Source organism: Streptomyces fructofermentans, assembly GCF_014651055.1.
Lineage (GTDB): Bacteria > Actinomycetota > Actinomycetes > Streptomycetales > Streptomycetaceae > Streptomyces > Streptomyces fructofermentans.
The window spans coordinates 1-19,123 of sequence record NZ_BMWD01000004.1; the positions used below are offsets into that span (position 1 = coordinate 1).

Annotated in this window: 18 protein-coding genes; 1 reads left to right on the forward strand and 17 read right to left on the reverse strand. The window is 71.5% G+C overall.

What is annotated here, in order from left to right:
* Nucleotides 1-204: 204 nt before the first annotated feature.
* The 14 genes from nusB to IE265_RS06915 form a co-directional block, all read right to left on the reverse strand.
* Nucleotides 205-639: a transcription antitermination factor NusB gene (gene nusB, locus IE265_RS06850; RefSeq protein ID WP_190034477.1), complete on the reverse strand. Its 435-nt coding sequence runs from the start codon at nucleotides 637-639 to the stop codon at nucleotides 205-207.
* A 2-nt stretch (nucleotides 640-641) separates the two neighbouring features.
* Nucleotides 642-1,208 (reverse strand): elongation factor P, encoded by a 567-nt coding sequence (gene efp / locus IE265_RS06855; protein ID WP_190034478.1) that lies wholly within the window; start codon nucleotides 1,206-1,208, stop codon nucleotides 642-644.
* A gap of 60 nt (nucleotides 1,209-1,268) precedes the next feature.
* Nucleotides 1,269-2,375 (reverse strand): M24 family metallopeptidase, encoded by a 1,107-nt coding sequence (locus tag IE265_RS06860; protein ID WP_190034479.1) that lies wholly within the window; start codon nucleotides 2,373-2,375, stop codon nucleotides 1,269-1,271.
* Between the two features lie 135 nt (nucleotides 2,376-2,510).
* The gene (locus tag IE265_RS06865; RefSeq protein WP_190034480.1) at nucleotides 2,511-3,413 is read right to left on the reverse strand and encodes a Pro-rich N-terminal domain-containing protein; all 903 of its coding nucleotides are present in this window, start codon (nucleotides 3,411-3,413) and stop codon (nucleotides 2,511-2,513) included.
* 163 nt (nucleotides 3,414-3,576) lie between these two features.
* Nucleotides 3,577-4,668 (reverse strand): 3-dehydroquinate synthase, encoded by a 1,092-nt coding sequence (aroB, locus tag IE265_RS06870; protein ID WP_190034481.1) that lies wholly within the window; start codon nucleotides 4,666-4,668, stop codon nucleotides 3,577-3,579.
* Entirely contained in the window at nucleotides 4,665-5,180 is a 516-nt protein-coding gene (locus IE265_RS06875) for a shikimate kinase (RefSeq protein ID WP_190034482.1), read from the reverse strand. The genes aroB and IE265_RS06875 overlap by 4 nt, the downstream gene beginning before the upstream one ends.
* Nucleotides 5,177-6,361, reverse strand: a complete 1,185-nt coding sequence (gene aroC / locus IE265_RS06880) for a chorismate synthase (RefSeq protein WP_190034483.1) — start codon at nucleotides 6,359-6,361, stop codon at nucleotides 5,177-5,179. Before aroC ends, IE265_RS06875 begins: the two co-directional genes overlap by 4 nt.
* A 181-nt stretch (nucleotides 6,362-6,542) precedes the next feature.
* The gene (locus tag IE265_RS06885; RefSeq protein ID WP_229916075.1) at nucleotides 6,543-6,815 is read right to left on the reverse strand and encodes a hypothetical protein; all 273 of its coding nucleotides are present in this window, start codon (nucleotides 6,813-6,815) and stop codon (nucleotides 6,543-6,545) included.
* Nucleotides 6,816-6,869: 54 nt separating this feature from the next.
* Nucleotides 6,870-7,706 (reverse strand): shikimate dehydrogenase, encoded by an 837-nt coding sequence (locus tag IE265_RS06890; RefSeq protein WP_190034484.1) that lies wholly within the window; start codon nucleotides 7,704-7,706, stop codon nucleotides 6,870-6,872.
* Nucleotides 7,690-9,477, reverse strand: a complete 1,788-nt coding sequence (gene mltG, locus IE265_RS06895; protein WP_190034485.1) for an endolytic transglycosylase MltG — start codon at nucleotides 9,475-9,477, stop codon at nucleotides 7,690-7,692. The genes IE265_RS06890 and mltG overlap by 17 nt, the downstream gene beginning before the upstream one ends.
* Nucleotides 9,478-9,600: 123 nt before the next feature.
* Entirely contained in the window at nucleotides 9,601-10,065 is a 465-nt protein-coding gene (ruvX, locus tag IE265_RS06900; protein WP_190034799.1) for a Holliday junction resolvase RuvX, read from the reverse strand.
* A gap of 17 nt (nucleotides 10,066-10,082) precedes the next feature.
* Nucleotides 10,083-12,755 (reverse strand): alanine--tRNA ligase, encoded by a 2,673-nt coding sequence (gene alaS / locus IE265_RS06905; RefSeq protein ID WP_190034486.1) that lies wholly within the window; start codon nucleotides 12,753-12,755, stop codon nucleotides 10,083-10,085.
* On the reverse strand, nucleotides 12,755-13,105 hold the full coding sequence (locus IE265_RS06910; RefSeq protein WP_190034487.1) for a DUF6167 family protein: 351 nt from the start codon (nucleotides 13,103-13,105) through the stop codon (nucleotides 12,755-12,757). Before IE265_RS06910 ends, alaS begins: the two co-directional genes overlap by 1 nt.
* A gap of 7 nt (nucleotides 13,106-13,112) precedes the next feature.
* Nucleotides 13,113-13,547 carry a DUF948 domain-containing protein gene (locus IE265_RS06915; protein ID WP_190034488.1) on the reverse strand — a complete coding sequence of 145 codons (435 nt, stop codon included), beginning with the start codon at nucleotides 13,545-13,547 and terminating at the stop codon, nucleotides 13,113-13,115.
* 159 nt (nucleotides 13,548-13,706) lie between these two features.
* Here IE265_RS06915 and IE265_RS06920 point away from each other — a divergent pair, with 159 nt between their 5' ends.
* Nucleotides 13,707-15,884 (forward strand): ATP-binding protein, encoded by a 2,178-nt coding sequence (locus IE265_RS06920; RefSeq protein ID WP_190034489.1) that lies wholly within the window; start codon nucleotides 13,707-13,709, stop codon nucleotides 15,882-15,884.
* A gap of 30 nt (nucleotides 15,885-15,914) precedes the next feature.
* On the opposite strand, the gene rpsD is transcribed toward IE265_RS06920, so the two are convergent.
* The 3 genes from rpsD to IE265_RS06935 all read right to left on the reverse strand — a co-directional run bounded on the left by rpsD (nucleotide 15,915) and on the right by IE265_RS06935 (nucleotide 18,948).
* Nucleotides 15,915-16,529: a 30S ribosomal protein S4 gene (gene rpsD / locus IE265_RS06925; protein WP_190034490.1), complete on the reverse strand. Its 615-nt coding sequence runs from the start codon at nucleotides 16,527-16,529 to the stop codon at nucleotides 15,915-15,917.
* 332 nt (nucleotides 16,530-16,861) lie between these two features.
* Nucleotides 16,862-18,217: a replication-associated recombination protein A gene (locus IE265_RS06930; protein ID WP_190034491.1), complete on the reverse strand. Its 1,356-nt coding sequence runs from the start codon at nucleotides 18,215-18,217 to the stop codon at nucleotides 16,862-16,864.
* 92 nt (nucleotides 18,218-18,309) lie between these two features.
* Nucleotides 18,310-18,948 (reverse strand): vitamin K epoxide reductase family protein, encoded by a 639-nt coding sequence (locus tag IE265_RS06935; protein ID WP_190034492.1) that lies wholly within the window; start codon nucleotides 18,946-18,948, stop codon nucleotides 18,310-18,312.
* Between the last annotated feature and the right edge of the window lie 175 nt (nucleotides 18,949-19,123).

Here is a 19,123-nt window from a genome sequence, read left to right on the forward strand (position 1 = left end):
CCCAGCGGGTGCTGGGGGCCCTCCGGCGTTCGTTTCTCGCGATCCCTCGGCGGGCCGTCCACGGCGGTCGCCGCGCGACTGCCGTGGCGGGTCCGCCCCGCCTGCCCCGTCAGGGGCCAGGGACCGCCACCCGGTGCTGCTCCGCCGCGGGGGCGGAAGCGGCCCACGACGCGCACGTCCGGGGCGTGGTCCCGGACGGCACGTTCACGCGTCGTCGCGGCGCAGCGTCGGCTTGAGGTCCTTGAAGCGGCCCAGCAGGCCGTTCACGAAGGCGGGCGACTCGTCCGTGGAGAACTCCTTGGCGAGCTGCACGGCCTCGTCGAGCACCACGGCGTCCGGGGTCGCGTCGACCCAGATCAGCTCGTAGGCGCCGAGACGCAGGATGTTCCGGTCGACGACCGGCATCCTGTCGAGCGTCCAGCCGACCGAGTACTGCGAGATGAGCTCGTCGATGCGCTTCGCGTACGTCGCGTAGCCCTCGACCAGCTCCATGGTGAACTCGCTCACCGGCGGCTGCCGGGTGTCGGACCGGGAGTGCCGGATCCAGTCCGCGAGGACCGTCGGGACGTCCACGCCGCGCTGGTCGCCCTCGAAGAGGATCTGGAAGGCGCGCTTGCGGGCCGTGTTGCGGGCAGCCACGGTTAGCTGTTCACCCGGCCGAGGTAGTCGCTCGTACGGGTGTCGACCTTGATCTTCTCGCCGGTGGTGATGAAGAGCGGCACGTTGATCTGGTGGCCGGTCTCCAGGGTGGCGGGCTTGGTGCCACCGGTGGAGCGGTCGCCCTGGACGCCCGGCTCCGTCTCCTGGATGACGAGCTCGACGGCGGCGGGCAGCTCGACGAAGAGCACCTCGCCCTCGTGCTGCGCGACCGTGGCGGTGAAGCCCTCGATCAGGAAGTTGGCGGCGTCGCCGACGGACTTCTTGTCGACCATGAGCTGGTCGTAGGTGTCCATGTCCATGAAGACGAAGTACTCGCCGTCCATGTACGAGAACTGCATGTCGCGCTTGTCGATCGTGGCCGTCTCGACCTTGACGCCGGCGTTGAACGTCTTGTCGACGACCTTGCCGGAGAGCACGTTCTTCAGCTTGGTGCGCACGAAGGCCGGGCCCTTGCCGGGCTTGACGTGCTGGAACTCGACGACGGACCAGAGCTGGCCTCCGTCGAGCTTGAGCACCAGGCCGTTCTTGAGGTCGTTCGTGGAAGCCACGGTTGCGGAATCTCCTGGACTGACGTGGACGACCCGGGCGCACGCGCGCCGCTCCATGAGCTAGAGCGCGAGCAGTTCCTTGGTCGTGATGGTGAGTAGCTCGGGTCCGCCGTCCGCCTCAGGGCGCACGACGAGCGTGTCATCGATCCTGACACCGCCCCGGCCCGGGAGGTGGACCCCCGGTTCGACGGTGACCGGCACGCAAGCGTCCAGTTTACCCATGGCCGCGGGGGCAAGCTGCGGGTCCTCGTCGATTTCGAGCCCGACACCGTGCCCGGTCAGTACGGGAAGGCCTTCCGCGTACCCCGCCGAGTCGAGGACCTGGCGGGCCGCGCGGTCCACGTCACGGCAGGCCGCACCGGGTACGAGCGCCTCGCGTCCGGCGCGCTGGGCGGCGAAGACGAGGTCGTACAGCTCGATCTGCCAGGCGGCCGGCGAGGTGCCGATGACGAAGGTGCGGCCGATCTCGCAGCGGTAGCCGTGGTACGAGGCGCCCAGGCAGACGGAGAGGAAGTCGCCCTCCTCCACCCGCCGGTCGGTGGGCCGGTGGCCGCGGCGCCCGGAGTGCGGGCCCGTACCGACCGAGGTGACGAAGGCCGGGCCGTCCGCGCCGTGGTCCACGAGCCGGCGTTCGAGTTCCAGCGCGAGGTGGCGTTCGGTGCGGCCGACGAGGATCGACTCCAGGAGTTCGCCGAGCGCCTGGTCGGCGATCTCCGCGCCGATGCGCAGGCAGGACACCTCCTCCTCGTCCTTGATCACACGCAACTGCTCGACGGCCGTCCCGAGGCTGCCGATCCGCAGTCCCGGCGCCACCGAGCCGATCGCCCGGTGCCGGGCCACGGTGAGGTGGTGCTCCTCCACGGCGAGCGAGTCGGCGCCCTGCCCCTCGGCGAGGTCCGCCGCGGCCACCGCGGGGTCGCCGCCGGGACTCGGCAGCTCGTGCACGCGCAGGCCGTCGTCGGGGCGGACCTCGGCGAACGGGTTCTCGGGGGGATTCCCGCAGACCAGCAGGTCCTCGCCGCTGCCCAGCAGGAGCACCGCGCCCAGCGGCGCGACGCCCGCGAGATAGCGGACGTTGGCGGGGCGGGACACCAGCGCTGTCGCGCTGCCTCCCGCGGTACACCGCTCCCTCAGCCGCTCCCGGCGGGCCGCGTACACCTCTGACATGACCCGAGCCTACGAGCGCGGGCCGGAAACCGCCGGTTCAGCGGGGCCGACCGGGCGGCGCGACGGCCCCCGGGGGCCCCGGCAGCACCCGTTCGAAGGCCGGACCGGTACCCGCGCGGCGGGCGCCGGGGCACGTCACCACTGCGGCGGGCTCGCGATCGACCGGGCCAGCACGTCGTCCAGCACGCGTGCCGTGGTCGGCACGTCGAGCTGCGAATTGTCGATGATGGGCAGGCCCGATCCGTACCAGCCGGCCATCCGGCCGTGGATGCGGGCGACTTCCTCGTCGCTGAGGCGACGGTTCCCGGAGCGCTCGGCGTTGCGCTCCAGGACTATCTCCAGGCCGGGCAGCAGGACGACCGGCAGGAGGCCGGGACCCACGTGCCGTTTCCAGCCACCGAGGCCCACCACGGGCCGGTCGGGGAAGACAGCGTCGTCGAGGATGCAGGAGATGTTGTTCGCCAGGAAGTTGCGGGCCGCGAAGCCGCACGTGCGGCGGGCGAGGCGGTACTGCGCCTCCGAGTGGTCGTTCCACCCCGACTGCGGGTCCGCGAAGCCCGAGCGCACCCATTCGCGTACGTCGTCCAGGCTGATGTGCGCCGTGGGCACCCGGCGGTGGTCGGCCCAGAACTTGGCGACGCTGGTCTTGCCGGCGCCGGCGGGGCCGATGAGCAGCACGGCGAGCGTCGTGGACGTCGGGTCGGGCGTGCCGGTCGCGGGCGGCGCGCTCGGCATCGGGACGGGCCCGCCCGGCGGCAGCTGCACATGGCCGGTGGTGTCCGGGGCGGGCGGCTGGGGGACGTGCTGCGGGACCGCGTGGTGGGGCGCCGGCGCGTGGCCCGGGGGGTGCGGGACGGCGGGCCCGACCCCGGCTCCCGCGAAGCCCGGCGGCGGGCCCGCGGGCTGATGCGGAGGGGGACCCGGGTGGGTGCCCGGGTGGTGCGGTCCCTGGTGTTGTGCGGCCGCCGGCCAACCTGCGGCCGGTCCGTGCCCCGGCTGATGGGGCGGCGGCAGCGGAGACCCCACTGCGTGCTGCATCCGGTGCCACTCCGTCTCGTACAGGCGATGGGCCTGGCAGCGGGCACCTGCCCCGCTCCCTACCGAACGGTACCGTCCCCGGCTGTCGTTTGGTGAACGGCCGGGGACGGCCCGAAGTGCCCGTCCGCGGGCGGCACATCGGCAGGAATGCGGGTTGTCGGGACTATTCGGCCACTTCGCCGTAGGCGGCGAGGAGCACCGCCGGGTCGGGCCCCTCCAGGACGGTGGGCTTGGCCAGTCCGTCGAGGACGATGAAGCGCAGGAGGTCGCCCCGGGACTTCTTGTCGACCTTCATGTTCTCCAGGAGCTTCGGCCACTGGTCGTAGCGGTAGCTCAGCGGCAGCCCCACGGACTCCAGGATCGTGCGGTGCCGGTCGGCGGTCGCGTCGTCCAGGCGGCCGGCCACGCGGCCCAGTTCGGCCGCGAAGTGCATGCCGACGGCGACCGCGGCGCCGTGCCGCCACTCGTAGCGCTCGTTCTTCTCGATGGCGTGCGCGAGGGTGTGCCCGTAGTTGAGGATCTCGCGGAGCCCGGCCTCCTTGAGGTCGGACGAGACGACCTCGGCCTTGACCCTGATGGAGCGCTCGATCAGCTCGGCGGTGTGCGGGCCGGCCGGTGTACGGGCGGCCTGCGGGTCGGCCTCGATGAGGTCGAGGATCGCGGGGTCGGCGATGAAGCCGGCCTTGATGATCTCGGCGAGGCCGGAGACGAAGTCGTTGACCGGCAGCGAGTCGAGCGCCGCCAGGTCGCAGAGCACCCCGGCGGGCGGGTGGAACGCGCCCACGAGGTTCTTGCCCTCGGCCGTGTTGATGCCGGTCTTGCCGCCGACCGCGGCGTCCACCATGGCCAGCACGGTCGTCGGGATGGCGATCCAGCGCACCCCGCGCAGCCAGCTGGCCGCGACGAAGCCCGCCAGGTCGGTGGTCGCCCCGCCGCCCACGCCGACGATCACGTCGGTGCGGGTGAAGCCGGACTGGCCGAGCGCCTTCCAGCAGTACGCGGCGACCTCCGCGGTCTTGGCCTCCTCGGCGTTGGGCACCTGGATGGCGACGGCGTCGTAGCCCTGCCCGGCGAGGTCGGCGCGCAGCGCGTCGCCCGTCTCGGCGAGGGCTTCCGGGTGGATCACCGCGACCCGCTTGGCCCGCTCGCCCACCAACGTGCCCAGTTCGCCGAGCAGTTGGCGACCGACGAGGACCTCGTACGGCTCGCTGCCCGCTGTGCCGCCGACGTGGATCCGCGTCACTGCCTCGCTCATGCTTCCTTCAACTCCAGTGCGTCGAGGACCGCCGCGGCGACCTCTTCGGGGGTGCGGCCGTCGGTGGGCACCACGGCCTGGGCGACTTCGGTGTAGAGGTGGCGGCGGGCCTCCATGAGGTCCCGCCACTGCCGGCGCGGGTTGACCGCGAGCAGCGGCCGGGCGGTGTTGAGCCCGGTGCGCTTGACCGCCTCCTCGACGTCCATGGAGAGGTAGACGACGGTGTGTCCCGCGAGGAGCGCGCGGGTGTCCGGGTCGAGGACCGAGCCGCCGCCGAGCGCGAGGACGCCGTCGTGCTCGGCCAGCGCGCGGCCGACCGCCCGCTTCTCGATCCCGCGGAAGGCGGGCTCGCCCTCGTCCACGAAGATGTCCGCGACGGTACGGCCCTGCTCGGCCACGATGTCCTCGTCGGTGTCCCGGTAGCCGCAGCCCAGGCGCTCGGCGAGCAGCGCGCCGACGGTGGACTTGCCGACGCCCATCGGGCCGACCAGCACCACCCTCGCGGGGCTCACCGGACGACCAGGTTGTCGAGGTACGAGCGCACGTTGCGCCGTGTCTCGGGCACGCTGTCGCCGCCGAACTTCTCCGCCACCGCGTCGGCCAGGACCAGCGCGACCATCGCCTCGGCGACGATGCCCGCGGCGGGCACCGCGCACACGTCGGAGCGCTGGTGGTGCGCCTTGGCCGCCTCGCCGGTCGCCACGTCGATGGTGGCCAGTGCGCGCGGCACGGTCGCGATCGGCTTCATCGCGGCACGCACCCGCAGGAGTTCACCGGTCGTCAGACCGCCCTCGGTGCCTCCGGAGCGGCCCGAGGAGCGCGTGATGCCGTCCTCGGTCCGCACGATCTCGTCGTGCGCCTGGGAACCGGGCACCCGGGCCAGTTCGAAGCCGTCTCCGACCTCGACTCCCTTGATCGCCTGGATGCCCATGAGCGCCGCCGCCAGCCGGGCGTCCAGCCGCCGGTCCCAGTGCACGTGGGAGCCGAGCCCGACCGGCACCCCGTACGCGAGGACCTCGACCACACCGCCCAGGGTGTCGCCGTCCTTGTGGGCCTGGTCGATCTCCGCGACCATCGCCTTCGACGCGTCCGCGTCCAGGCAGCGCACCGGGTCGGCGTCCAGCCTCTCGACGTCGGCGGGGACCGGAAGGACGCCGTACGGCGCCTTCGCGGCGGCCAGCTCGACGACGTGGCTGACGATCTCGACGCCGGCCGTCTCCTTGAGGTAGGAGCGGGCCACCGCGCCGAGCGCGACGCGCGCCGCCGTCTCCCGCGCGCTCGCGCGCTCCAGGATCGGCCGGGCCTCGTCGAATCCGTACTTCTGCATCCCCGCCAGGTCGGCGTGGCCGGGGCGCGGCCGGGTCAGCGGGGCGTTGCGCGCCTGCTCGGCCAGGATCTGCGGGTCCACCGGGTCGGCGGACATGACCTGCTCCCACTTGGGCCACTCGGTGTTGCCCACCATGACCGCGATCGGGGAGCCGAGCGTGAGACCGTGCCGGACGCCGCCCAGGAAGGTGACCTCGTCGCGCTCGAACTTCATGCGTGCGCCGCGTCCATAGCCGAGGCGCCGCCGGGCCAGGTGGTCCGCCACCATCTCCGTGGTGATCGGCACGCCGGCGGGAAGTCCCTCCAGCGTCGCGACAAGTGCGGGACCGTGGGACTCCCCCGCGGTCAGCCAGCGCAACCTGCTCAACGGTGCTCCTCATGCTCGCGCCCTGGTACTGCTGCCTTTGCGTACGCGAGTCCTCGCGTACGGCGACGGCGGTACCGGGTGCGCGGCCCTGGCCCGCCACTCCCGATCCTCCCACGTCCTCGCCCGTGGCCCGGCCGCCGGTCCATCAGACGGACGCGCCGGGCACGGACGGACCGGGCCGTCAGGTCGTGGCGTCGTCCCGGCGGGCAGCCTCAGGCGCGTACGCGCCCAGGTGGTCGGCGCCGCGGCCCTGTCCGTACTGCGCGGCGGCGTGGACGGGCCGTCCCTGGCGCACCGCCCGGCGGTACTCGAGTTTGCGCTTCAGCTTGAGCCCCCAGCCCGCGAGGACGGCGAGCACCACGAGAGCGAGGACGGTGAACTGCACCCAGTCCGGCAGGAACTTGAGCACTCCCTCGAATATCTCCGACTTCCACGACGCCAGCGTCACATGCATGGATCAGCCCCCCGGCTCTCCCCGCTCCGCTCCCTGCGGAACCGAAGCGGGATCCTAGCGTCCCGCCAGCGCCTTCTCGCCCGCGGTTCGCATGGCGAGCAGCGGGGCCGGGGACAGGCCCGTCATCTGCTCCACCTGGAGGACCGCCTGGTGCACGAGCAGGTCGAGACCGCTGACGACGGCGCCGCCGTACGCGGACCAGCGCGCCGCGAGCGTCGTGGGCCACGGGTCGTACAGGACGTCGAAGAGCGTGGCGGGCCGCTCGGGAACCGCCGGGGCGAGCGCGTCGGTGGCACCCGCGGGGGTCGTCGCGACGACCAGTGGGGCGGTGAGGGCGCGCTCCGCCCGCGACCAGTCCTCGGTGCGCACCTCGATGCCGAGCCGCTCGCCCCACTGCCGCATCTGCGCGGCCCGGGCCTCGCCGCGGACGTACGCGACGACCTCGCCGGTGCAGATCCTGGCGAGCGCGGCCAGCGCGGAGGAGGCGGTGGCTCCCGCACCGAGCACGGCGGCCGAGTCGACCTGCTCGATGCCCCGCTCGCGCAGGGCGGCGACCATGCCGGGGATGTCGGTGTTGTCGCCGAGGAGGCGGCCGTCCTCGGCCCGTACGACGGTGTTCACCGTCTCGACGGAGGCCGCGGTCCCGCTGATCCCGTCCAGCAGCGGCAGGACCGCCCGCTTCAACGGCATCGTGAGCGACAGCCCGGCCCATTCGGGGCCGAGTCGCGCGATGAACTCGGGGAGTGCCGCCTCGTCGACCTCGAACCGATCGTAGGACCAGTTCTCCAGACCGAGTTCGTCGTACGCGGCGCGGTGCAGCACCGGGGAGAGCGAATGCGCGATCGGTGATCCGAGTACGGCGGCTCGGCGGGCGTCAGCCCGAACTGTCATTGAACTTTTCCTTGAGCCTCAAGAATTCGTCGTGGGTCTTGGCGAATTCGGTCTTGTTCACACCGTCCGTCGCGACGAAGTAGATCCAGCCGTCCTTCGTCGGACTCAGCGCCGCGCGCAGGGCCTTCTCACCGGGATTGCCGATCGGCCCGGGGGGCAGACCGCGCTGGGTGTAGGTGTTGTACGGGTCCTGGTTGCTGTTGATCTCGGACTCGCTGATGTCGATGTTGCTCTTGCCCGTCAGATAATTGAAGGACGAGTCGAACTGGAGCTTCTGGTTCGTCTCCGTGTTCGTGGGCTTGAGGCGGTTGTAGACGACCTCGGACATCTTGCGGAAGTCCTCGTTGGTCTTCCCCTCGGCCTGGACGAGCGAGGCCACCGTCAGGAGCTCCAGGGGACCGTCGAGGTCGAGCCCCTTGGCCTTCTTCTCCAGCCCGAACTCCTCGTACTTCTGCTTGGAGAGGTCGACCATCTCCTTGAGGACGTCCTTGGGCTTCATGCCCTTGGCCGCGGGATAGCTGGAGGGGTAGAGGAATCCTTCCAGCGGATCCTTGATCTCCTTGTTGTCGTTGGCCCAGTCGGGCAGCCCGAGCGTCGGCCATTCCTTGTCCGCGACCTTCTTGGTCGTCCCGGACTTGAGGCCGAGCCGCTTGTCGATCTTCTTGTACACCGCGGCGTTGCGCTCGCCCTCGGCGATGATCAGGTTGTCGCGGCTCTTGGGGCTGAGCATGAGTTCGACCGCGCTCGCCGCCGACATCTCCTTCTTGAGGAGATAGGTCGCGGGCTGGATCGTGTCACCTTTGGGGTTCTGGGCCTGCGCGGCCACGAAGGCGTCCACGCTCTTGACGACCCCGGCCTCCTTCAGGAGCTGGCCGATCACATAACCGGTGGCGCCCTTGGGAACCGTGATGCTGACACTCGCGCTCGTGCCGTCGCCCGCGAAATCCGGCGCCGAGCCGAAACGATTCTGATAGAACTGGTAGCCGAAATAGCCGACCCCGCCGATGCCTCCCGCGAAGACGAGGGTCACGACCAGGCAGGCGCAGCCGCTGCGGCGCTTCTTCTCGCCCTTGCCGCCTTTGCCGCTCTTCCCGCTCTTTCCGTTCTTCCCGCCCTTGCCGCGCCGGCGGCTCTGCGGGTCGTCGTCATCGTCGAACTCGTCGTCGTCCTCGTCGCCACCCGCGAAGAAGGCGTGCTCGCCCTGGTCGGGACCCGGGTCCCAGTCCGGCTGCGGTTCGGGCTCGGCACGACGGCGGCTCGGCGGCTCGGGCGGCGGGTAGGCGTCGGGCGTCCGGTAGTAGTCGGGCTGCTGCTGCCCGTACGCGGCGGCCTGGCCCCCGTACGGGTCGTTCGGATCGACGCCGTACGGAACCTGGGGCTGCTGGGGCTGCTGCTGGTTCTGGTCCCAGCCGCCGTTGTACTGCTGGCCGCCCTGGCCGCCGTACTGCTGCGGATGCTGACCGCCGTACTGCTGCTGGTGCTGGCCGCCGTACTGCTGCTGGTCCTGGGTGTACTGCTGCTGCCCCTGGGCATACTGCTGCTGCGACGGGTCGTATCCGGACTGAGGGCCGGTGCTCCAGTCGTTGTACTGCTGCTGTTGCTGCTGCGAGGGGTCGTAGTTCTGCTGCGGCTGCTGCGGGTAGTGCTGCGGCTGGCCGCCGTAGGGGGACTGGGCCGCCTGGGCCTCCTGTCCTCCCCATCCGCCGTCCCCGTACAACGGGTCCTCGGGATGCCACGGTTCGGAGCCTGGGCCCCGGCCATACTCAGTCATCGATCCCCTAGAGCCGCGAGGCGGGCGGCCGCCGGTTCATGCGGCACGGCACCCGTCCGCCTCTCTCCTGTGCGGAGGCTATTCGAACACGACCGCATCGCGCGGAACGTTACCGTACCGCGATCAGATGACCACTTCGACGCCCTCGCCGGGAGAGGTGCCCGACGCCCGTTCGGACTCCAGTGCCTGCTGGAGGATGATCACGGCCGCGACCTGGTCGATGACCGACCGGCCCTTCTTGGACTTGACCCCCGAGGCCCGCAGTCCCTGGCCGGCCGTCACCGTGGTCATCCTCTCGTCCACGAGACGCACCGGAACCGGCGCGATCCCCCGGGCGAGCACCTGGGCGAATGCGCGGACCTTGACCGCCGCGGGGCCCTCGCCCCCCTTGAGGGAACGGGGAAGCCCCACGACGACCTCGATCGGTTCGTACTCCTCGACGAGCTGCCGCAGGCGCCGCTGGGCCGCCGGGACGTCCCGGCCGGGCACGGTCTCGACCGGGGTGGCGAGGATCCCGTCGGGGTCGCACGAGGCGACCCCGATACGGGCGTCCCCGACGTCGATGGCGAGCCGGCGGCCGCGGCGCATGACCCGCTCGCCCCCGCTCACTTGGCCGACTCGGCCACGAGGCGCTCGACGGCGTCGACGGCCTCGCCGATCGCGGCGGCGTTCTGACCGCCGCCCTGGGCCACGTCCGGCTTGCCGCCACCGCCGCCACCGAGGGTCTTGGCGGCCGTACGGACCAGTTCACCGGCCTTGAGCCCGCGCTCGCGGGCGGCCTCGTTGGTCGCGATGACCGTCAGCGGCTTGCCGCCCACCGTGGTGAACAGGGCGACCACGACGGCCCGCCCGCCCTGGATGCGGCCGCGCACGTCGAGGACCAGCTTGCGCAGGTCGTCGGCGCTCGTGCCGTCCGGGACCTGGCCGGTGACGAGGGCGACACCGTGCACGTCCTTGGCGGCACCCGCGAGACCGGCGGCGGCCTGCAGGACCTTCTCCGCGCGGAACTTCTCGATCTCCTTCTCGGCGTCCTTCAGCTTGCCGAGCATGGCGGAGATCTTCTCCGGGAGCTCCTCGGGACGGCCCTTGAGCAGTTCCTGGAGCTGGGCGACGACCGTGTGCTCACGGGCGAGGAAGTTGTAGGCGTCGACACCCACCAGGGCCTCGATGCGGCGCACGCCCGAACCGATCGACGACTCGCCGAGCAGCTTCACCAGGCCCAGCTGGGCGGTGTTGTGGACGTGCGTGCCGCCGCACAGCTCCTTGGAGAAGTCGCCGATGGTGACCACGCGGACCCGCTCGCCGTACTTCTCGCCGAACTCGGCGATGGCGCCCTGCTTCTTGGCCTCGTCGATCGACATGACCTCGGCCTGGACGTCCAGGTCGCGGGCGAGTACCTCGTTGATCTTCTGCTCGACGTCCGTCATCACGGCCGTGGGCACGGCGGCCGGGGAGCCGAAGTCGAAGCGGAAGCGGCCGGGCTGGTTCTCGGAACCGGCCTGGGCGGCCGTGGGGCCGAGGGCGTCGCGCAGGGCCTGGTGGGTGAGGTGCGTGGCCGAGTGCGCCCGGGCGATGGACGTACGGCGGCGCACGTCGATGACGGCCTGGGCGCCGGCTCCGACGGTCACCTCGCCCACCTGGACGACACCCTTGTGGACGTACACGCCCGGGACCGGCTTCTGGCAGTCGCGGATCTCGATCACGGCACCGGAGTCCACCTTGATGCGACCGGTGTCGCCGATCTGGCCGCCGCCCTCGGCGTAGAACGGCGTGCGGTCGAGGACGATCTCGACCTCGTCGCCCTCGGTGGCGGCGGGCGAGGACACACCGTCGACCAGGATGCCGACGATCGTCGACTCACCCTCGGTCTGCGTGTAGCCCACGAACTCCGTCTCACCGGCGGCGTCGGCGATCTCGCGGTAGGCGCCCATGTCGGCATGGCCGGTCTTCTTGGCCCGGGCGTCGGCCTTGGCCCGCTCCCGCTGCTCCTTCATCAGGCGCCGGAAGCCGTCCTCGTCCACGGACAGGCCCTGTTCGGCGGCCATCTCCAGGGTGAGGTCGATCGGGAAGCCCCAGGTGTCGTGGAGCAGGAAGGCCTTGTCGCCGGTGAGGACCGTGCCGCCGGCGGCCTTGGTGTCCGTGACGGCGGTGTCCAGGATGTTCGTGCCGGCCTTGAGCGTCTTGAGGAAGGCGTTCTCCTCGGCGACGGCCACGGTCTCGATGCGCTTGCGGTCGGAGACGAGCTCCGGGTACTGGCGCCCCATCATGTCGATCACGACGTCGATGAGGTCCTGGACGACCGGGCCGGTGGCGCCGAGCAGGCGCATGTTGCGGATGGCGCGGCGCATGATGCGGCGCAGCACGTAGCCGCGGCCCTCGTTGCCCGGGGTGACACCGTCGCCGATGAGCATCACGGAGGTGCGCATGTGGTCGGTGACCACGCGCAGCGCGACGTCGGAGTCCTTGGCGGCGCCGTACTCGACGCCCGTGAGCGCGGTGGCCTTCCGGATGACCGCCATGGAGGTGTCGATCTCGTACATGTTCTGCACGCCCTGCAGAATCATGGCGAGGCGTTCCAGGCCGAGGCCGGTGTCGATGTTCTGGCTCGGCAGGTCACCGAGGATCTCGAAGTCCTCCTTCGAGGTGCCCTCGCCCCGCTCGTACTGCATGAAGACGAGGTTCCAGATCTCCACGTACCGCTCGTCGTTGACGGCCGGGCCGCCCTCGGCGCCGAACTCGGGACCGCGGTCGTAGTTGATCTCGGAGCACGGCCCGCAGGGGCCGGGGACGCCCATGGACCAGTAGTTGTCCTTCTTGCCGAGCCGCTGGATGCGCTCCTTGGGGACGCCGACGACCTCGTGCCAGATGCGCTCGGCCTCGTCGTCCTCCAGGTACACGGTGATCCAGAGCTTCTCGGGCTCCAGGCCGTAACCACCCTTGTCCTGGGGGCTGGTCAGCAGCTCCCAGGCGTACTTGATGGCGCCTTCCTTGAAGTAGTCCCCGAAGGAGAAGTTGCCGCACATCTGGAAGAACGTGCCGTGCCGGGTGGTCTTGCCGACCTCCTCGATGTCCGGCGTGCGGACGCACTTCTGCACGCTGGTGGCGCGGGAGAACGGCGGCTTGACCTCACCCAGGAAGTAGGGCTTGAACGGCACCATGCCGGCCGGGACCAGGAGGAGAGTCGGGTCGTCCGCGATGAGCGACGCCGAAGGGACGACGGTGTGCCCGCGCTCCTCGAAGAAGCTCAACCAGCGGCGACGAATCTCGGCCGACTCCATCAGTGGTCCTCATTCCGGTTGTGCGAGTACGTCGACCTCTCGACGTACGTCGGGTTGGTGCGGTACTTCGGGTCGTTGCGGTTCTCGATGGCTGCGACGCGGCGGGGGGCCGGGAGTTCGGGGTTCTCGTTGATCCCGAGCGCCTCGCCCAGCTCCGCCTCGCGCTGCGCCATGCCGTCGCGGACGTCGAGTGCGAAGTCCTTGAGCCGGTGGCCCGCCTCGATCGCCTTCTCGGCGGCCTGTGCGGCGAGGCTCTCGGGCGTCAGCTTCCGGAGCTTGCGGTTGACCTTGGTGGTGGCCCACACGCCGGCGGCTGCGCCCGCGGTGAACCAGAACGTACGGCGGAACATCGCTGCGTCAGTCCTTCTTCCGCTTTCCCCGTCGCGCCGACGGGACGGTGCGGCCCACGATGACGGTACGCCGCGCGGGCCTTGCGGGCACGTCCTCCCGGCGGCCGCCGAGGGCCCGGCGCACGCCGTAGCCGAACGCCGCCACCTTCACGAGCGGGCCCCCGAAGGTGGAGGCGACGGTCGTGGAGAGGGCCGACGCGTTCGACGTGACCTCCTGGACGTCCGACGCGATGGCGTCGACCCGGTCGATCTGCGTCTGCGCGGACCGAACGGCCGAGGAGGCGTCCGCGAGGAGCGGGACCGCCTGTTCGGTCACGTCCGCCACGAGCTTGGTGGTCGCCCTGAGCGTCTGGGCCAGCCTCGCGAGAGCAACCGCGAGGAAGGAGACCAGGATCGCCCAGAAGACGGCCACCAGGATTCCGGCCACCTCGCCACCGGACACTGCGCACCCGCTCCCTGGATCGTGCCTCACCATCGAAAAGTCGTCCCCCGAGCCTATCGCGCCGGGGCCGCGGCTCCGTACCGGATTACCGCCCGCCCGCGGCCGGGCCGCGGGAGCCGATTGTACGGAGTGCTCACGGATAAGTACGCTCCGTTGCCCATGCGACGTTCTCAGCGCCCCGGCAGGGGGACGGGCGGCCACCGGGCCGGAAACCTGCCCCTGGAGCTCAACGCGTTCGTGGGCCGTTCCGCCGAACTCTCGCGGTTGGGCGCGGCGCTCGGCTCGGCGCGGCTGGTGACGGTGACCGGCACGGGCGGCGTCGGCAAGTCGCGGCTGGCCGTCCGGGCCGCCGCCCGGACCCGGCCGCGCGACGGCGTGTGGCACGTGGACCTGACCGCGGTCCGCGGGGAGGAACTCGTCGAGTACGAGGTCGCCGAGGCCCTGGGGCTCACGGACCACACGTCACGGCCACCGGGCCGGGTCCTGCTCGACCACCTCCGCGAACGTCAACTCCTGCTCGTGCTCGACGGGTTCGAACACCTGGTGGACGCCTGCGCACGGATGGTGGTCGAACTGCTGCGGCAGGCGCCGGGGCTGCGGGTGCTCGCCGTGGGCAGGCGGCCCCTCGCGGTGCAGGGCGAGCGGCTGTTCCCGCTGGCGCCGTTGAGCCCGCGCGAGTCGGCCGAGTTGTTCGCCGACCGCGCGGCCGCGAGCGTGCCGGGCTTCGCGCTCCACGAGGGCAACCGTGCGGACGTGTACGAGCTGTGCCGGCGGCTCGACGGGATCCCGCTCTCCGTCGAACTCGCGGCGGGGCGGCTGCGGGCCCTGTCCCCCGCACAGTTGCTGGCCAGGCTCGACGACCGCTTCCGGCTGCTCGTCGGCGGGGCGCGGGACGTCCCTCCCCGCCACCAGGCCCTGCGGACGGCGATCGGCTGGAGCCACGAGCTGTGCACGCCCGAGGAACGGCTGCTGTGGTCGCGGCTCTCGGTGTTCGCGGGGCAGTTCGACCTGGAGGCGGTCGAGTACGTGTGCGGCGGGGACGGTCTGCGCCCCGACAACACCCTCGACGTGCTGGGCGAGTTGATCACGCAGTCGGTGGTCACCCGGGCGGAGACCCCCGCCGGGGTGCGCTACCGCATGCTGGACACGGTCCGCGCCTACGGGGCCGAGTGGCTGGCGGCGGCCGGTGACTCGGGGCGGCTGCGGCGCAGGCACCGCGACTGGTACATGGGCCTGGCGACCTGGTGCGAGCTGGACTGGTTCTCGCCCAGGCAGCGCGAGGTGGCAGCGCGCGTGGACGCGGAACTGCCGAACCTGCGGTGCGCGCTGGAGCACTGCCTGACCGAGCCGGAGGGCGGGCATCTGGGCCAGCACCTGGCGGGCACGCTGTGGTTCTACTGGGTCGGCTGCGGCCGGCTGTCGGAGGGGCGGCACTGGCTGGAGCGGAGCGTGGCCCTCGACAGCGACCACGAGCGCTCGCGCCTGAAGGCCCTGTGGGTGCTGGGATACGTGTCGGTCCTCCAGGGCGACTCGTCGACCGCGCTCGGCGTGCTCGACGAGTGCCGGCAGGCCGCGGAACGCAGCGGCAACCCCACCGCGGTCGCCTACGCCGAGCACCGCACGGGCTGTCTCGCGCTGGTCACCGACGACATGCCCCGCGCCGAGGCGCTGCTGCGCTCGGCGCTCGACCGGTACCGCGACATCGGCGAACTCAACAGCAACGTCCTGATGGGGCAGGTCGAACTGGCGATGGCACTGGCCTTCCAGGGCGATCTGCCGGGCGCGGTGCGGCTGTGCGAGGACGTGCGGCGGGTGTGCGCGGACCACGGGGAGCGCTGGTCGCTGGCCTACGCGCTCTACGTCCTGGCGTACGCGGCCTGGAGCGAGGGCGATCCGGCGAGGGCGCGCGAGCTGCTCGTCGAGTGCCTGGACATCAACCACGTCTTCCACGACCTGCTCGGCACCGTGCTGGCGGTGGAGCTCCTGGCCCTGGTCACCGTCGCGGAGGGGGACGCCGCCGAGGCCGCCGTGCTCCAGGGGTCCGCGTCCCGCATGTGGCCCTCGGTCGGCCTGCCGCTCTTCGGCTCCGCGTACTACAACGCCCCGCACGAGCAGTGCGAGGCGACGGCCCGCCGGCAGTTGGGCGACGAGCGGTACGACGAGTGCGTCAGGGCGGGGGCCCGGCTCGGCCGGCAGGCGGCCGTGGGCCGGGCCCTGGGGCGTGCCGGGCCGCGGCCGCCCGGCGCGCTGCCGCCGCCGCGGACCCCGCCGGCTCCCCCCGGAACGCACGAACCCGCCGCCTCGCCCACCCGGAAGGGCGGCGAGACGGCGGGCTGACGCGCAGGTGGTGCTACGTCCGCCGGATGATCAGCGGGCGTAGTACTCGACGACGAGCTGCTCGTCGCAGATCACCGGGATCTCCTTGCGGTTCGGCTCACGGTCCAGGCGGAAGGCCAGGGCGCGGAGGTTCACCTGGAGGTAGCGCGGGGTCTCGCCGTCGGGGGCGAAGCCGCCCTCGCGGGCGACCTGGAACAGCGGCTTCTCGCGGCTGCGCTCGCGGACCATCACGACGTCGTCGGGACGGACACGGAACGACGGCTTGTCGACCTTGCCGCCGTTGACCTCGATGTGGCCGTGGACGACCATCTGGCGGGCCTGGTAGATCGTGCGGGCGATGCCCGAACGGAGCACCAGCGCGTCGAGACGACGCTCGAGCTCGATGACCAGGGCCTCACCGGTCTTGCCCTGCGTCTTGGCGGCACGCTCGTAGGCGCGGACGAGCTGGCGCTCGGACACGTCGTACTGCGCGCGCAGACGCTGCTTCTCGAGCAGACGGACCTTGTAGTCCGAGTTCTGCTTGCGGCCGCGGCCGTGCTCGCCCGGCGGGTAGGGGCGGGCCTCGAAGTACTTGACGGCCTTCGGGGTCAGCGCGATGCCGAGGGCACGCGACTTCTTGACCTTGGGGCGGGACTGGTTCGGCATGAACCAAACACCTCATGTTTCTGATGCGAATACGGCTTCACCAGGGTTAGAGGAGGTCGCATCCGCAGCCAGGGAAAACCCCGCGGGTCCGGTCGGTCGAACCCGCTGGGCAGCCGCCCCTGGTCTGGGCACTTACGTGCAGCACGCGAGTGGCCCACCGACCGTTTCCCGGAGGTCCGGGAGGGTGGTGGGCTGCCCGCGACACCTTCGACGGTGCGCGACGCTCCTGGAATCCTCGCCCGGGGGCGGGGCTTCCGGCTGGATGTCCCGTTCTGGTGGTGCCGACCGGAGCCGGACACGGGACGCAGCGCTTCGGGGAGTCTACAGGGTGGTCAGGACCCCCCACGACCGAGGCGCTTCCTGGTCCACTCCACCGCGTCCGCGTAGCGCGCCTCCGCGCCGTGCCGGGTCGGCGTGTAGTACTCGCGGTCCTTGAGCTCCTCGGGCGCGTACTGCTGGGCGGCGATGCCCTCCGGCAGGTCGTGCGGGTACACGTACCCCTGGGCGTGGCCGAGCTTGGCCGCGCCCTTGTAGTGGCCGTCGCGCAGATGGGTCGGCACCGGGCCCGCGTGGCCCTTGCGCACGTCCTCCATCGCGGCGCCGATGGCCGTGGTCGCGGCGTTGGACTTCGGAGCCAGGGCGAGGGCGATCGTGGCGTGGCTGAGGGTGAGCGCGGCCTCGGGGAAGCCGATCATGGCGACGGCCTGGGCGGCGGCGACGGCGATCGGCAGGGCGTTCGGATCGGCCAGGCCGATGTCCTCGCTGGCGGAGATCATCAGACGGCGGGCGATGAACCGGGGGTCCTCGCCGGCCTCGATCATCCGCGCCAGGTAGTGCAGCGCGGCGTCCACGTCGGAGCCGCGGATGGACTTGATGAGGGCGCTCGCGACGTCGTAGTGCTGGTCGCCGTCGCGGTCGTACTTCACCGCGGCGCGGTCGACGGTCTCCTCCAGGGTCCGGAGGGTGATCTCCGGTTCGCCCTTGTCGAGGGCGGAGCCCGCCGCGGCCTCCAGGGCGGTCAGGGCGCGCCGGGCGTCGCCGCCGGCGATCCGCAGCAGATGCTCCTCGGTGTCCTCGGGGAGGGTGACGGCGTCCTTGAGACCGCGCTCCCCGGCGAGCGCCCGGCGCAGCAGTGCCCGCAGGTCGTCGTCGGTGAGGGGTTCGAGGGTCAGCAGGAGCGAGCGGGACAGCAGCGGGGAGATCACCGAGAAGTACGGGTTCTCGGTGGTCGCCGCGATGAGCGTCACCCAGCGGTTCTCCACGGCCGGGAGCAGCGAGTCCTGCTGGGCCTTGCTGAAGCGGTGGATCTCGTCGAGGAAGAGGACGGTCTCCTTCCCGAAGCCGCCGGAGGCGCGGCGGGCGCCCTCGATGACCGCGCGGACCTCCTTGACGCCCGCGGTGATCGCGGACAGCTCCACGAAGCGCTTGTCCGTGGCCTTGGAGACCACGTAGGCGAGGGTCGTCTTGCCGGTTCCCGGCGGGCCCCAGAGGATCACCGACGACGGGCCGGCCGGGCCGCTCCCCGTCTCACCGACGAGCCGGCGCAGGGGTGAGCCGGGCTTCAGCAGATGCTGCTGGCCCACTACTTCGTCGAGGACGCGCGGACGCATCCGCACCGCCAGGGGGCTGCTGGACGGGTCCTTCTCCTGGCGTTCTTCTGCCGCGGCGGTGAACAGGTCGGGCTCCACCGGAAAAGCCTATGTCACGCCACTGACAGTGCCGCCGGCCCCGGGGTTCCCGGGGCCGGCGGCACTGTCAGTGGCGTGGTCGGGCTCGTGCTTCAGCTCGTCCAGAAGTCCCACCAGCGCGTCAGGATCAGCATGCCGATGATCCCGATGTGCAGGACCGGCGGGACCCAGGCGAACTCGTCCAGGAAGCCCTTCACCCAGCGGGGCGCGGGCAGATGGCCGTTGCGGACGTTGTACGCGGTGGCGTACCAGAACATGAGGATCGTGGCGACCCAGGCGAGGCAGCACCACAGGCACAGCGAGTTGATGTTGTAGAGCGACTGGTACTGGAGCCAGGTGACGAACCCCACACCGAACAGGGTGCCCGCGTTGAAGGTCAGCCAGTACCAGCGGGGGAAGCGGGCGCCGGCGAGCAGGCTCACGCCGACGCACACGACGACGGCGTAGGCCACGAGCCCGAGCATCGGGTTGGGGAACCCGAAGGCGGAGGCCTGCTCGCTCTTCATGATGTTGCCGCACGAGACGACCGGGTTCAGGCTGCAGCCGGGCGTGAAGTTCGGGTCCTCCAGCAGCTTGAACTTGTCCAGAGTGATCACCCAGGACGCCAGCACGCCCGCCGCTCCCGTGATCACCAGCAGCAGGGCGAACGCGCGGCCGCCGCCCGAGGCGCGCGGGACCGCGGAGCGGGCCTGGTCGGTGGGGACGCCTTCCCTGACTGTCGTCTTGCTCATCACGCCGTTTCCGTAGCTTGAGAGGGCTTTCCGGGCACGGTCATTGTGCCGCACACGCGCGCGTGTCCACCGTTCGATGGACATAAGGAAGTACGGAGCGGGCGCCCGGAGACGCCCGCTCCGGCGGGCGGCCGGCGGCGGTGTGCGCACGTCCGGCGCGACGCGCGGCACGTCG

Coding starts and splice junctions, on each gene's coding strand:
- IE265_RS06860 (WP_190034479.1), bottom strand. CDS start 2,375: ATGTCAGAGGTGTACGCGGCCCGCCGGGAGCGGCTGAGGGAGCGGTGT.
- IE265_RS06865 (WP_190034480.1), bottom strand. CDS start 3,413: ATGCAGCACGCAGTGGGGTCTCCGCTGCCGCCGCCCCATCAGCCGGGG.
- aroB (WP_190034481.1), bottom strand. CDS start 4,668: ATGAGCGAGGCAGTGACGCGGATCCACGTCGGCGGCACAGCGGGCAGC.
- IE265_RS06885 (WP_229916075.1), bottom strand. CDS start 6,815: ATGCATGTGACGCTGGCGTCGTGGAAGTCGGAGATATTCGAGGGAGTG.
- IE265_RS06890 (WP_190034484.1), bottom strand. CDS start 7,706: ATGACAGTTCGGGCTGACGCCCGCCGAGCCGCCGTACTCGGATCACCG.
- mltG (WP_190034485.1), bottom strand. CDS start 9,477: ATGACTGAGTATGGCCGGGGCCCAGGCTCCGAACCGTGGCATCCCGAG.
- ruvX (WP_190034799.1), bottom strand. CDS start 10,065: ATGCGCCGCGGCCGCCGGCTCGCCATCGACGTCGGGGACGCCCGTATC.
- alaS (WP_190034486.1), bottom strand. CDS start 12,755: ATGGAGTCGGCCGAGATTCGTCGCCGCTGGTTGAGCTTCTTCGAGGAG.
- IE265_RS06910 (WP_190034487.1), bottom strand. CDS start 13,105: ATGTTCCGCCGTACGTTCTGGTTCACCGCGGGCGCAGCCGCCGGCGTG.
- IE265_RS06920 (WP_190034489.1), top strand. CDS start 13,707: ATGCGACGTTCTCAGCGCCCCGGCAGGGGGACGGGCGGCCACCGGGCC.
- rpsD (WP_190034490.1), bottom strand. CDS start 16,529: ATGCCGAACCAGTCCCGCCCCAAGGTCAAGAAGTCGCGTGCCCTCGGC.
- IE265_RS06935 (WP_190034492.1), bottom strand. CDS start 18,948: ATGAGCAAGACGACAGTCAGGGAAGGCGTCCCCACCGACCAGGCCCGC.